At 55.2% G+C, this 13,697-nt stretch carries 15 protein-coding genes; 12 read left to right on the top strand and 3 right to left on the bottom strand.

The features are described 5' to 3' along the window. Positions 1–18 precede the first annotated feature (18 nt). Together FY046_RS08425 and FY046_RS08420 are read right to left on the bottom strand one after the other, a co-directional pair. Positions 19–1,407 carry an amidohydrolase family protein gene (locus FY046_RS08425; protein ID WP_446185961.1) on the bottom strand — a complete coding sequence of 463 codons (1,389 nt, stop codon included), beginning with the start codon at positions 1,405–1,407 and terminating at the stop codon, positions 19–21. Continuing rightward, positions 1,400–2,041 carry an ankyrin repeat domain-containing protein gene (locus tag FY046_RS08420; protein WP_446185960.1) on the bottom strand — a complete coding sequence of 214 codons (642 nt, stop codon included), beginning with the start codon at positions 2,039–2,041 and terminating at the stop codon, positions 1,400–1,402. Before FY046_RS08420 ends, FY046_RS08425 begins: the two co-directional genes overlap by 8 nt. 146 nt (positions 2,042–2,187) lie before the next feature. On the opposite strand from FY046_RS08420, the gene FY046_RS08415 reads away from it, so the two are divergent. From FY046_RS08415 to FY046_RS08405, 3 genes are all read left to right on the top strand, one after another. Beyond that, entirely contained in the window at positions 2,188–3,129 is a 942-nt protein-coding gene (locus tag FY046_RS08415) for a LysR family transcriptional regulator (protein WP_446185959.1), read from the top strand. Further along, the gene (gene ymcF, locus FY046_RS08410) at positions 3,077–3,349 is read left to right on the top strand and encodes a cold shock small protein YmcF (protein ID WP_420361215.1); all 273 of its coding nucleotides are present in this window, start codon (positions 3,077–3,079) and stop codon (positions 3,347–3,349) included. The genes FY046_RS08415 and ymcF overlap by 53 nt, the downstream gene beginning before the upstream one ends. Before the next feature lie 87 nt (positions 3,350–3,436). Continuing rightward, a complete protein-coding gene (locus FY046_RS08405) occupies positions 3,437–4,081 on the top strand; it encodes an SMI1/KNR4 family protein (protein ID WP_159337471.1) in 645 nt (214 codons plus the stop codon). Positions 4,082–4,083: 2 nt separating this feature from the next. On the opposite strand, the gene FY046_RS08400 is transcribed toward FY046_RS08405, so the two are convergent. Then, positions 4,084–4,182 (bottom strand): YoaK family small membrane protein, encoded by a 99-nt coding sequence (locus FY046_RS08400; protein ID WP_227535840.1) that lies wholly within the window; start codon positions 4,180–4,182, stop codon positions 4,084–4,086. Between the two features lie 168 nt (positions 4,183–4,350). On the opposite strand from FY046_RS08400, the gene FY046_RS08395 reads away from it, so the two are divergent. The 9 genes from FY046_RS08395 (at position 4,351) to FY046_RS08355 (ending at position 13,661) form a co-directional block, all read left to right on the top strand. Next, positions 4,351–5,364, top strand: coding sequence for a LacI family DNA-binding transcriptional regulator (locus tag FY046_RS08395; RefSeq protein ID WP_446185958.1), 1,014 nt, complete (start codon positions 4,351–4,353; stop codon positions 5,362–5,364). Between the two features lie 354 nt (positions 5,365–5,718). Continuing rightward, positions 5,719–6,444 (top strand): gluconate 2-dehydrogenase subunit 3 family protein, encoded by a 726-nt coding sequence (locus FY046_RS08390; protein WP_446185957.1) that lies wholly within the window; start codon positions 5,719–5,721, stop codon positions 6,442–6,444. A gap of 171 nt (positions 6,445–6,615) precedes the next feature. Further along, a complete protein-coding gene (locus tag FY046_RS08385) occupies positions 6,616–8,385 on the top strand; it encodes a GMC family oxidoreductase (protein ID WP_167864111.1) in 1,770 nt (589 codons plus the stop codon). A gap of 4 nt (positions 8,386–8,389) precedes the next feature. Next, the gene (locus FY046_RS08380) at positions 8,390–9,649 is read left to right on the top strand and encodes a c-type cytochrome (protein ID WP_446185956.1); all 1,260 of its coding nucleotides are present in this window, start codon (positions 8,390–8,392) and stop codon (positions 9,647–9,649) included. Between the two features lie 213 nt (positions 9,650–9,862). Beyond that, positions 9,863–10,927 carry a hypothetical protein gene (locus FY046_RS08375; RefSeq protein ID WP_446185955.1) on the top strand — a complete coding sequence of 355 codons (1,065 nt, stop codon included), beginning with the start codon at positions 9,863–9,865 and terminating at the stop codon, positions 10,925–10,927. Positions 10,928–10,950: 23 nt separating this feature from the next. Beyond that, a complete protein-coding gene (locus FY046_RS08370) occupies positions 10,951–11,382 on the top strand; it encodes an OsmC family protein (protein WP_159337466.1) in 432 nt (143 codons plus the stop codon). A 168-nt stretch (positions 11,383–11,550) separates the two neighbouring features. Next, positions 11,551–12,003 carry an RcnB family protein gene (locus tag FY046_RS08365; protein WP_133845669.1) on the top strand — a complete coding sequence of 151 codons (453 nt, stop codon included), beginning with the start codon at positions 11,551–11,553 and terminating at the stop codon, positions 12,001–12,003. A 245-nt stretch (positions 12,004–12,248) separates the two neighbouring features. Beyond that, a complete protein-coding gene (locus tag FY046_RS08360; protein WP_133845668.1) occupies positions 12,249–12,617 on the top strand; it encodes a DUF1640 domain-containing protein in 369 nt (122 codons plus the stop codon). Positions 12,618–12,758: 141 nt separating this feature from the next. Further along, entirely contained in the window at positions 12,759–13,661 is a 903-nt protein-coding gene (locus tag FY046_RS08355; protein ID WP_446185954.1) for a homocysteine S-methyltransferase family protein, read from the top strand. The last annotated feature ends 36 nt before the right edge of the window (positions 13,662–13,697 follow it).

The following is a 13,697-nucleotide window of genomic DNA, read 5'->3' as shown; positions in this document are numbered from 1 at the left end:
CTTTTGTCTACCGGGGGATTACACCTTATTGAGCGTGCTCCAGACCAAACTCCCCTGATGGAAGGTGGCGGTGCGTGGTGAAATGCGCGCCACCGCTTCTGCCGAACAGGAGGCATCGACCAGCACAAAACTGGCCTCGTCCTGTTCCACGGGCCAGACGCGCTCGCCTTTATCATTTAGCGGCAGGCGGTTCCCGGTAGCAATTGCCAGCGCGCGCGACAGCGCCAGTTCACCCGGGCGCACATAGAGCTGAGCGTACAGGTTGGCTTTCTCCAGCATGTCGCCCAGGCCATAGGGCGACCAGTGGTCGATCACGCTATCGGTGCCGGTCATCACAAAAACACCGTTATCCTGAAGCTGTTTCAGCGGCATATGCAGCGTGCCAATCGGCACCGTTGAGGCGATGCTGATCTGCTGCGCGGCCAGACGCTGTGCGGTCTCTTCTACCTGCTGTGGTGTGAGGGTGGCCAGTGCAAATGCGTGGCTGATCGTGACTTTGCCCTTCAGCTGCGGCGTTTTTTCCACCCGGTCAATCATATAATTGATGGCGGCCACCCCGGCCGGGCTGGTTTCATGCAGATGGATATCCACGCCTTTGCCATAGTCGACGGCGATCTGAAACATCGTATCGAGGGATTTTTCCATATTGCCATCAACGCTGGTGGGATCCAACCCGCCGACGTAGTGCGCTCCGGCCTGCATCGCTTCGCGCATCAGTGGTTCAGATTTTGACAGCAGCAACCCGTGCTGGGGGAAGGCGACGATCTCGCAGGTAAAACCGGATCGACGGCGTTCCAGTACCGCCATCAGGTTTTCCAGATTTTTCAGTCCGGAAACCGGCTCGATATTGCAGTGACTCCGCGCCACGCTGGAACCTTTTGATTGCAGCAGGTCGATCAGTTTACCCGCCCGCTCCTGTGTGTGGGGCGCCAGCTCTGGCAGCAGGCGATGCTCCAGTGCAATCATCTGTTTAATGGTGGTCCCTGCCGGGCGTGACTGCATGCGCCACGGGCCACCATAGAAGGTCTTATCCAGATGGATATGCATATCGCGCATGGCGGGCAGCAGCAGTTTTCCTCCGGCATCAACCCGCGTCAGGCTGGCATCCGGGCGTACCGCGTTAGCACGTACAGCAACGATCTTGCCGTTATTGATTTCCAGGCAGTGCAACGCGGTGCGGGTGGCGACCACTTCCCCCTCCTGGTAGTGAAATCCGGTTTCCAGCAGGACGTTATCTAGATAGTAGTGGCGTGCACCGACGGTGGTCATGGGCGTTTCCTGTTGGGCGAGGGCTGACGATCCGGCGGCAATGGCAAGCGGGGTGCCTGCACCCAGGATGGCGCAGGCACCGAGCATTTTACTGCCGTGGCTGAGAAAGGTACGACGCTGCTGATCGGGCTTATTCATCACGGGCTCCTGCATGGATTAACTGTATAGCAATGGCGTCATAACCCAGTGAACGCGCCAGTTGCAGAGGGGTTTTACCGTACTTATCCGTCAGGTGCGGGCTGGCACCGTTATCCAGTAATAGCTGAACGATCTCCTGCTGCTTTGCGCCACCGTCATTCAGCAGGATGGCTTCGAGCAGCGGTGTCCAGCCGAGGAAATTAGTGTGGTTGACGTTGATGGTGGTGCGGGACAGTAACTCGCGCACGATCTCAACATGGCCTTTTTCGCTGGCGGGCGTCAGGCCAATGCCGCCAAAGCGTGTCACCCGGGTGAGGTCGGGTGCCGCGGGCAGCAGCAGGCGCAGCAGAGTGAGATCGTTATTCAGGCAGGCGAGCAAAAACGGATTCAAACAGGTATCGTCCTGCTGATTAATATCGGCGCCCGCCTCGATCAGCCAGGCGACACAGGCATAGTGCTGGTGCTGTGCCCCCAGCGTGATGGCGCTGGTGCGCTGCGCGGTGGTGACGTTGAGATCCACGCCCTGATCCCGACACTGCTGCAAGATATCCTGCTCGCCCTGTTGGGCAGCACGGAGGAAGCGTGCCTGTAGTGTGTCGTTGGAGGTGGAAAAGTCAGGATGTGCAAATGACATACAGGTTCCCGGATAAGCAAGTGATGGTCCAGGAAACGACAATAGCAGCCAGTGAAAGACGGTGATATCCGTGTAAAAATAATTCACCTGAAAGGCCTTTCTTGTTGAATAATAATCAATGAAACCGGAACACGAGGGAATGTGCGATGAACTCCATTTTTAGTGAAGAGAATTTGCAGGTGTTTGTCACCGTGGTGCAGTGTGCCAGCTTCAGTAAGGCGGCGATTGAGCTGGGGGTCACCACTTCAGCGGTCAGCTACACCATTAAACGCATTGAAACCGGGCTGGGTGTTCCGCTGTTTGTGCGCCATCCCCGCCGGATTGAACTGACGGAGTCCGGCGACTACTTTTATCGTAAGGCGCTGACGCTACTTAACGATTTCGGTGCCATTCAATACGGTGTCGATGCTATCGCCCAGGGCGTAGAGGCCAGGGTGCGTATTTGCATCAACCATCTGTTGTATACCCCGCATCACACTGCCCGGCTGCTACAGCTGCTGAAAAAGCAGTTCCCCACCTGTCAGGTGACGGTCACTCAGGAAGTGTATAACGGCGTCTGGGATGCGTTTATCCATCACCAGGCAACGCTGGCGTTGGGGGCACCGGATGTGCCGCTGGACAGGGATGGCATTGACTGTCTTGATATCGGCTATGTGCACTGGCAGTTTGCGATCGCGCCCCATCATCCGCTGGCCGCATTGCCTCAGCCCATCAGTGAAGGTCAGATGCGGCGCTATACCAATATTATGGTGGCCGACACGGCACAGATGCTGAACCAGCGTGTTGGCTGGCTGCTGCACGGGCAGGAGGCGGTTCTGGTGCCTGATTTCAACACCAAATGTCAGTGTCAGATTCTGGGGGAGGGCATTGGCTTTCTGCCGGACTATATTGTGCGCGACGCCGGGGAGAAGCTGGTAACGCGTGAGGTGATGAACCCCCGCCAGGATTCACGGCTGCTGTTGGCTATCCGCCAGCCCGCCAGCGGACAGGTCGCATTGTGGATAAAACAGCAGTTTGCCCCAGATGGCGTGCTGAGTGAGCTCTATCAGGATTTACTGCATCGCGAAGATAAAACAGACGGAATGTAAAAACTGTGTTAACGTCTTGCCCGTACCAATAAAAATTTCTCTTAAAATAAAAATATGTAGGTCTATTATCCAAAATATTAAATATCAGTGTCCGTCTTGTCACGGATGTCAGTACCGCTTCTCGCCTTTCAGTATCACCGCAAAAAATCCCCATGGTGCCAACTGTATTTTCTGTAAATCCCAGATGGTTTGTCTGCCTGCCACTGCGATACAGAACTAAACCCGTCGAGCGTTTTCCCCTGGCCTGTTGTTGATGTTAACCTTAGCGGCTTATCACTGTTAAATGTCGACATCTCAGGGCCGTATGATGACTACCTCAACCGCAAAACTTCTCTCTCTCTGTAGTGACAGCCTGGCTGCCGCCCCACAGGACATGCACTTCAGCGCCACGGTTAATCCCGCGCTGCTCGAAGAACTGCGTCAACTGCTGGCGATTAAAAACGGCTGCTATGGTTTTGTTTCTGCGCTGCATATCTTTCCCTGGCAGGCAACGGAGAGTGAACCTGGCCTGCAACAGTGGAACCAGCCTGATCTGTGGATTTCGGCGTTTCAGGATATGGCGCTGGATGCGCTGTTCTTTGCTGAAGATATCTTTGGCGTGCAGTTTTGTCTGCGGCAGGACGGGGTGTTCAGCTTTGAGCCGGAAACCGGCGAATTCACCTGGCTGGCGGCAAGTCTGGAGCACTGGAGTGCCCTGATTCTGGAAGAGTACTCAGTGTTAACGGGTTATCCGCTGGCGCTGGACTGGCAGGATCAGCACGGGGCATTACCGGCGGGTTATCGCCTGGTGCCGAAAACACCGTTTATTGTTGGCGGTGAGTTCGTGCCGGATAACCTCCAGGCGGTACGTAGTGAAGATGCCATGCGTACCCGCGCGCAGTTTGCCGTGCAGATCAGGGATCTTCCTGAAGGCACGCGCATTGCCGTCAGCCCGTCAGATCCGGAAAGCTGATCTCAGCTTCCCGGCATTGCCGCGCCGGAGGCGATAAACCACACCAGAAACGCCATCGCAGCAACAAAAATCAGGCCAGGGGCAATTGCTCTTTTATTCACGGCATAACACCTTTCACAATGGGATCGGGGGAAAGCCGGGAGCCAGGCTTTCGGGCGGCGCTGAGTGTAACATAGTCAGCCCGCCCTCAGGCATGTTGTTCAGCCCTGTTTCACTGTGCGGTTTTGTGGCAAAATGATAGCGCAAACATTTTAGTTATCGGATGCCAGATGGAAAATCCTGACCCTGCCACGGTAAAAACCCCTACGCTTGAGGATGTTGCCCGTGTCGCGGGATTATCTCCGATGACCGTCAGCCGTGCCATTAACAAACCGCAGGTGGTACGGCCTGCCACCGTTGCCAGGGTGATGGAAGCGATTCAGATCACCGGCTATATCCCCAATATGCTGGCAGGGGGGCTGGCGTCCAAACGTAGCCGCCTGATTGCCGTAGTGATTCCGCAAATTAACAACAGTATGTTTGTCGATACCGTACAGGCGATCAGCGATCGTCTGGCCTTGCGTGGCTACCATATGCTGCTGTGTGTCACCGGATACTCTCCGGACAGCGAAGCGTCTATTGTTGCCACCATCCTTTCGCGCCGCCCCGACGGCATGATACTGACCGGCATTCATCACAGTCCTGAACTGCGCAAAACCATTCTCAATATTGGCCTGCCGGTGGTGGAAATCTGGGATCTCACGCCAACGCCGCTGGACATGCTGGTCGGGTTTTCTCATGAAAAAGTCGGCACCCAACTGGGTCACTACTGTCTGCAACAGGGCTACCTGAGCCTGGGTCTGGTGTGGGCCGGCGATCGTCGCGCCCGGCAGCGGCGTAAAGGGCTATCCGATGTGATGCAGGGGCTGCCAGGAAGCCGTATTCGCGGGGTCAATGCCCCGGTGCCAACGTCGCTCGGTGCCGGTCGACAGGGTTTGCATCAGTTACTTGCTCAGGGGGATAAGTTCGATGCGATTATCTGCAGTTCTGACACCTTAGCGCAGGGCGTGATCATGGAGGCTGAAGCACGTGGGCTGAGTGTAGCGGATCAGCTTGCTGTTATCGGCTTTGGCAATTTAGCGTTCGCCGCGGCCAACCGGCCCGCGATCACGACAGTAGCTATCGACAGGGTAAAAATGGGTGAAGATGCCGCGATGCTGCTGGCTAATAAAATAGAAGGCGTCATGCCCGCAGAGGCGGTGGTCGATTTAGGGTTCACCATGGTGGTTCGTGACTCCGGTTAACGTCTGGCAGGCAGTGTTACGCTGGAATGAAACAATCATTATATGACTTTATTTTGTGTGGGTATTATTTCCCAATGTAATCAAATAAGCGCCGTTTTACGGCTTTTTTTCTTTTACTATCCCTGAATTTCCGATAAATCCCCGGCTTTAATCCCTTCTCTTCATAATGGCATTGTTATGAAATGTTAGAAGAAACACTTCATCTTAAGTTTAAATATCACCACTTCAATTGTTACATTTTGACACTTTTGTATCGTTAACATTGCGGCAATGTAAACAGATAAAAACAGTTCTTTAACCTTAATGACACGTGCTCCATCGGTGTCTTTTTCTGAGTGTGTGAGAGTCGTCAAAATGCTCCTTCAAAAAGAAACTACCCGCCGTAAGTTTTTACTCGGGTCGCTGTTGGCATTGCCGTTAGGTGAGATGGTCTTTAAAGGCCTGACCGCCGCACAGGCAGCCGAGATGGCAGCGCCGGAACTGGCAGATTATCAGCCAATCTTTTTCAGTCAGGATGAATGGCAGTTTATTCTTGCCGCCTGTGACAGTTTGATCCCCGCCGGAGGCAAAGGCAAAGCGCCGGGCGCGCTGGAAACCAATGTACCGATCTTTATCGATCAGCAGATGCATGGCGATCTCGGTGATGAGATCTATATGAAAGGGCCGTTTGATACCAAAGCGCCTGCCACCATGGGTTACCAGATCCCGTTCCGCCCGCAGCAGATCTATAAAACCGGTATCAAACTGGCTAACCAGTGGTGCCAGCAGACCCACCAGAAACCCTTCCATCAGTTGTCATCGCAGGATAAAGACAGCGTTCTGACCCAACTGCAAAAAAACGATATCCACTTCGCTGAACTGGGCGAGGCCGACCTGAAAGCCTCTCAGTTCTTCAGCGGGCTGCTGTCCGATGCCAAACACGGCTATCTCTCCGATCCAATGTACGGCGGCAATAAAGGGATGAAAGCGTGGATTGCTATCGGCTTCCCGGGCGCCCGTGCCAGTTATCTGGAATGGGTGAAGCAGCACAACATTCCCTATCCACTTGGCCCGGTCAGCATCAAGGGCGAACGCGCCTGAGTTCACTGAGACTTTTTTCGTATTTTTGTAAATGACACCCAAAATATTTCGTGTTGCAGGAAGGCGGCAATTGAATGAATCCCTGGGAGCTTACTGAAGTAAGTGACCAGGGTGAATGAAGGCAGCCAACGCATCTGCGGCGCGAAAAATGAAGGGTTGAAAGGGTTGAATATGTCACAAATTAATAAAGAAGAAGTCGACGTTGTCGTTGTCGGCCTGGGATGGGCTGGCTCGCTGATGAGCATTGAGCTGGCGATGGCCGGACTGAAAGTGCGGGCGCTGGAGCGCGGAGCCGATCGCGGTTACGAAGAGTTTGCCTACCCCAAGCCAGCCGATGAATATGCCTACGCCGTGCGTAACAAAGTGATGGCCACGCCAGCAGAAGCGGCGGTGACGGTGCGTTACAACATGAGCCAGACCGCGCTGCCAACGCGCAAATGGGGCGCTTTTTGCCCGGGTAACGGCGTGGGCGGTTCGGGTTTGCACTGGACGGCGGTATTGATCCGTCCGACACCGACCGATCTTAAACTGAAAACCTATGCTGACCAGGCCTACGGACCGGGCGTGTTGCAGGACGATATGCGCATTATGGACTTCCCGTTCAGTTGGGAAGAGATCGAACCCTATTACGAGAAGTTTGAGATGATCTGCGGCCAGTCCGGTTTAACCGGCAACCTGCGCGGGCAGATCCTCGAAGGGGGCGATCCGTTCGAAGGCCCGCGTGCTAATCCGTTCCCGCTGCCGCCGCTGGATGACACGCTGAACAACACAATGTTTGTTAAGGCGGCGAAGAAGCTGGGATATCACCCGTTCCCCAACCCGTCAGCCTGTGTTTCACGTGCCTGGACAAACCCGTACGGTAACCAGATTGCGCCGTGTAATTACTGCGGCTATTGCAGTAAATACCCGTGCCTGAACTACTCTAAGGCCTCACCGCAGACGGCGGTGATGGATGCACTGAAGCGCATGGATAACTTCTCCTACGAAGTCCATGCCAACGTGATGAAAGTGGTGCTGCATGATGATAAGAAAACCGCGAAAGGGGTGATCTACATCGATAAAGACGGCAATGAATGCTTCCAGCCTGCAAAGATTGTAGTGCTGAGCAGCTTCCAGTTTTGCAATGTCCGCCTGATGCTGCTCTCCGGCATCGGCCAGCCTTATAACCCGCTGACGGAAGAAGGCGTGGTTGGACGTAACTACGCTTTCCTCAGTAACGGCGGTGCCACGCTGTTCTTCAAAGATAAAAACTTCAATCCGTTCGCTACGGCGGGAGCCACAGGGCAGATGTTTAACGACATCTCACCGGGCAACTTTGATGGCCCGGGGCTGGGGTTCATCGGCGGAGCCAAGATCCACAGTTCACAGGCCACCGGTACGCCGATCAGTACCGCACTGCCAAAAGGGACACCGGCCTGGGGCGCAGGCTGGAAAGAAGGGATGGAAGAGTGGTACGGCCACTCGATGAAGATCAGCATCACCACCACCTGCATGTCGTATCGCGATATCTACCTCGATCTCGACCCGAACTACACCGATGACTATGGCTATCCGCTGCTGCGTATGACGTTCGACTGGAAACAGAACGAGCTGAAATTACAGCAGCACCTGAAAGGCATCGTCAGCAACATTACTAAAGAGCTTAACCCGGACAGTTACAGCGAAAGCTTCCTGCCGATGGATGCCCACTTTGACCTGACCAAATACGTCTCCACCCATAACGTTGGTGGCGCGGTGATGGGCGATAACCCGAAAACCTCGGCGCTGAACAAGTACCTGCAGAGCTGGGATGTGCATAACGTCTTTGTGCCGGGCGGCAATGCTTTCCCGCAGAACTTCCAGGCGAATCCGACCGATACCATCGGGGCGATCACGCTGATGGCGGCGCAGGCGATCAAAGAGATTTACCTGAAAAACCCCGGCCCGATGGTGCAGGCATAAGGAGATGACGATGATCAATTTCAAACGTTTACTGCTTGCGAATGCCGTCCTGCTGGCAGGCACTTTTGCTTCGATGGCCCAGGCCGATGATAGTCTGGTGAAACAGGGCGAGTATATTTCCCGGCTTGGCGACTGCGGTGCCTGCCACACTATTCCGGGTAAACCGGCGTTCTCCGGTGGGCTGGCGATTGAGTCGAACCTCGGGACGATTTACTCCACCAATATTACCCCGGATAAAGCGCACGGCATCGGCAACTACAGTGAGCAGCAGTTCTCGGATGCCGTGCGTAAAGGCGTGTTGCCTGACGGGACGCGTCTCTATCCGGCGATGCCTTATCCGGCTTACGCAAAAATCACCGACGCGGATATGCATGCGCTGTACACGTACTTTATGCAGGGAGTGAAAGCGAGTGACGAGCAGCCGCCAGAAACCGATCTCAGCTTCCCGTTCAGCCAGCGCTGGGGCATGCGTTTCTGGAACTGGGCTTTTGCCAGCGATAAGCCCTTCCAGCCGATTGGCGGCGCAACAGCAGAAGTGAATCGTGGTGCGTATCTGGTCGAAAGCCTCGGCCACTGCGGCAGCTGCCATACGCCGCGTGGGTTGGCGATGAATGAGAAAGCGCTCGACAGCAGCGACAGTACATTCCTCTCCGGCGGTAGCCTGAACGGCTGGGAAGTGCCTTCTCTGCGCGGTCTGCCGCGCTGGAGCGAGCAGGAAACCGTCGAATATCTGGCGACCGGGCGTAACGATAAAGCAGCGGTAGGCGGTGAGATGACCTCGGTGATCGAGCACAGCACGTCGTGGATGACCGAAGCGGATCTGAAAGCCATCAGCGCCTATCTGAAGTTTATTGGCGGTAATCCGGCAGCACCCGCGGCGGCAAGTACGACAGTCAGTGCTACGGAAGCGAAACTGACCGCGGCGAAGAACCTCACCCCAGGTGAGCGTCTCTATCTGGATAACTGTGGTGCCTGCCACTTTGTCACCGGTAAGGGCGCACCACGTATCTTCCCTGAGCTGGATCAGGCGACTATCGTCAATGCTGGCGACCCGACCGGGCTGATCCACACCATCCTGGCCGGGGCACAGCAGCCCTCTACGGCAAAAGCCCCCTCCACGCTGGTAATGCCAGGCTTTGCCGGCCGCCTGAGCGATGATGAGGTGGCGCAACTGGCGACCTTTATTCGTCAGGGCTGGAGCAATAAGGCGGAGGCGGTGAGCGCGGGTCAAGTCAAAGAGGTCAGGGAGAGTCTGAAAAAATAGCGTGACGTAAGCGCTTCAACATCCCCTTTATTCTCTTGCCTGACAGGCCGACCTTCAGTGATGGTCGGCCTGTGATCGTGATCTGCCCCCTCGAACAAAATCCTTGCACCCCCTCCACGAACATTGCACGATAAAGCGAAATAACAATCATTATCACCAGTAACTTACCCTCACTTATCCCCGGATAACGGGCGGTCACGCACAGGAACGACAATGACAACGCTCAACAATAGCCTCATCCCCGACTGGCAGCGGGCAGGAGAAGCTGCCGCGGCGCAGTTGCCTGACAGCCAGCGGCGTGCGTCGCTGGCTGCTTTTCTCGCCGAAAGTGAAAGTCTGGCACCGCTACTGATGTTACAAACCCTGCAACGCCTGGGATTTTGTGATGCAGGAAGCTGGCACATTGCATCACGCAGCCAGCAGCTGCGGATTGCGGATTGCTACAGCGAACTGCTCCAACACTGGCATCAGGTGCTGGAAGAGGAGGGGATGCTGGAATGTGAGGATGAGCGCTGGTCGCTGGCAGACTGCGCTCCTGCTGAGATGCGGCTGGAACAGGGAATTGATGACGCCCGGCATCGCCTGCGTCAGTTGATGGCCTGGCTTGACGATGCTGAACCGCTGGCCGAGGCGTTGTTCAGCCAGCATGAATGCATCGATGACTGGCTGCGCACGCCTTCTCTGGCTTTGCAGCCAGCCAGCCTGACAGGCCTGCATCAGTTACATCACCATGCGGGGATTATTGATGATTACTTTACCGGGATCATCGCCAGCGTGCTGCCCTGCCTGCTGGATGCGTGCGATACACCCCGCTTATTGACGCTGGGTGCGTGCGCTGCCATTGACGATCTCGCTGGTGCAGTATGGATAGCGGCTGAACCCGGGCAGTCCCTCAACAGCCAATTGCCACAGGATGCCCGGCATGATGCCATCCTTGCCAGCGATCTGCTGGTGCAGCCTGACGCCGCCCGTCGCCTGTCGGAACTGCATACCTGGCTGAAAGCGAATGCGACGTTAATTCTGGTGGAAAATACCGGTGAGCATCTGCTGCATCGTGTCACGCCTGCGGCCGTGCAGGCGCTGGCGTATGGGCAACCCGCTTTCCGCGGGGGGAGCGGTGCGGAAGCGCACTGTCATCAGGTGCTGCAACAGTCTGGATTTGAATTACTTCAGGTGTGGCCGCAGGCGGCGTCACCCATGGCATTCTGCGGACAGCGCCTGCTGGTGGCGCGCCGCTGTGCCGTCGTTCCCGGTGAAAGCGTCTATACTGGTAGCTGATGTTAAATAACCGGAGGATAACAATGACCATTCATAAGAAAGGACAGGCGCACTGGGAAGGCAATATCAAGCAGGGGAAAGGCACCGTCTCAACCGAAAGTGGGGCGTTAAGCCAACAGCCTTATGGTTTCAATACACGCTTTGAAGGTAAAGCGGGGACCAACCCCGAAGAGCTGATTGGGGCCGCACATGCTGCCTGTTTCTCCATGGCGCTATCGCTGATGCTGGGCGATGCGGGCCACACACCTGAAAGCATTGATACCACCGCTGATGTCTCCCTGGACAAAGTGGAGGGCGGTTTTGCCATCACCAAAGTGGCCCTGCAAAGTAAGGTGAAGCTTCCCGGTATTGAGAAAGCGGCTTTTGATACGATTATTCAGCAGGCAAAAGCGGGTTGCCCGGTGTCAAAACTACTCAGTGCTGAGATTACCCTCGACTATCAGCTGGAAAATTAAGTCTGAACCCGAGGTTCTCACCGCGTGAAGGTAAGGAATCTGTTAAGGCTGTGAAAAAAACACGCTAATTAGCCCCGTTTAGGAGTTCGTGAGATAGGGAAGTGTTGTGGTATCCCCGATATTGATGTTGCGGCAGTTCGCAGGTCGTGAGCAACTGAGGATATCAAGATGAAAAAAACAACACTGACTTTGATGATTAGTCTTTTCACAGCAAGCAGCCTTTTCTCCACCCTGTCCCATGCAGAGGGGCCGGGCAACGGCCCTGATCAACAGTGGCATCAGGATCGCGGGCGCGACAACCGCGGAGACGACCGTCGTGGTGGCGGCGATCATGATAACTATCGCGGCCATGACGATCGGGGTCATGGCGATCGTGGCCGGGGTGGCCCTGATGAGCGTGACCATTTTGCCTGGAACGGCCATGATTTCCGTCGTGGTCATCCTGCTCCCGAGCGCTTTCGCGGGGATGATTACCGCGTTGATGACTGGCACCATCGTGGCCTGTATGAACCGCCACGCGGCGAACACTGGGCCTATGTTGACGGTAATTATGTGCTGATTGCAGCAGCCACCGGGGTGATCACCTCGATCATTCTCGGCAACGTATTAGGCCATCGTTAATCTACCGCTGTCGGTGGCACCCGCCACCGACAATTAACCTTCCCCCCTCTTATCCTGATTGCTTACTTTAAACCGTAAATTATTCATTTAATTCGTGTTTATATTTTTCTCGTTGCATGGCGTTACATTCCATTTTCCCGGCGCAGGCCGCAAAATATCCCCTCATCTGGCTTGCTATCGCTCCCTGACTTCACTTATTATTGGCCCTGTTAGTATGAAAAACATTCATATCAGGGAGAAAAAGAATGGATACTCGTGTAGGAAAACTGGAAGGACATGTCGGTAATTTACAGAAGGATGTTGGCTTGCTACAGCAAGATGTTGGTCTGTTAAAGCACGATGTCAGCCGTCTTAAAGACGATGTGCACATCCTGAAAGGGGATGTCAGTAAACTCAAGGAGGATGTGGGCACGCTGAAAATCGATGTGGCGGTAATTAAGTCCAACTATGCCACCAGGGAGGATATTATGCGGCTTGATAAAAAGATCGACCTTAAAATGGAAAGTCTGCGTACCGAACTGCATCAGTCACTGGCACTGCAAACTAAGTGGTTTGCCTCCTCGCAGCTTGGGTTGCTTGCCCTGGGCCTTGGGCTGGCAAAACTGCTGTTTTAATTCTTCATTGCTCATCATTTATCTGCGTACTTGCCTCTGTGTACTAAACACTCCTGAATTTAAGCTTATAGACGTCTGGACATGTAGCCATCAATTTATGTAGCATGCAGAGATTAGAAAATTCTGAATGGGAACAGGCCAATGACGCAGCATATAAAGATTCTGGACGGAGGAATGGGGCGTGAACTGGCCCGGGTGGGCGCACCATTCCGTCAACCTGAATGGTCGGCACTGGCCCTGTATGAAGCCCCTGAGCGCGTGCGCGAAGTGCACGACAGCTATATTGCTGCCGGGGCAGGCACCATCACCACCAACAGCTATGCGGTTGTTCCTTTCCATATTGGTGACGAACGCTTTGCCGCTGATGCTCAGTGCCTGGCCACCCTGGCAGGGCAACTGGCCCGTCAGGCCGCCGATGCCGCAGTGCATCCGGTACAGGTTGCTGGCAGCTTACCTCCGGCCCTGGGATCCTACCGTCCCGATCTGTTTAACGCGCCACTTGCGCTGGAGATCCATCGCGTGCTGGTCAACGCCCAGGCACCTTATGTGGATATCTGGCTGGGTGAAACCATCAGTTCGATTGCCGAAGCCGAGGCTATTCACGAAGCGATATCCGGTCAGCCCCAGCCTTTATGGCTGTCATTCAGTCTGCACGACGATCCTGACCAGCCGCAGGCCGACAGTACATTGCGTTCAGGGGAAAGCGTCTCCGCCGCCGTCACCCGAGCGGTCGAGCTGGGGGCGGCCAACGTCCTGTTTAACTGTAGCCACCCGGAAGTGATGATTTCTGCTGTACAGCAGGCGTCGGCGACCCTGAAACGCCTTGGCTCCCCGGCGGGTATTGGCGTTTATGCCAATGCGTTTGAGCACGGCAGCAACGGTGGCGGGGCGAACGAAGGTCTGAGTGGTTTACGTAAAGACACTCACCCGGAAGGCTATCTGCACTGGGCACAGGAGTGGGTGGGCGCGGGTGCTACGCTGGTGGGGGGCTGCTGCGGGATTGGCCCTGAACATATTCAGCGTCTGGCCTCTGCGCTGAAGTAAATACGCTATTCTTTACCGCTTCGGCGGAAAAAAATA

It is taken from the genome of Erwinia sp. 1181_3, assembly GCF_052824965.1.
This window is presented reverse-complemented; position numbering and strand designations above follow the sequence as displayed.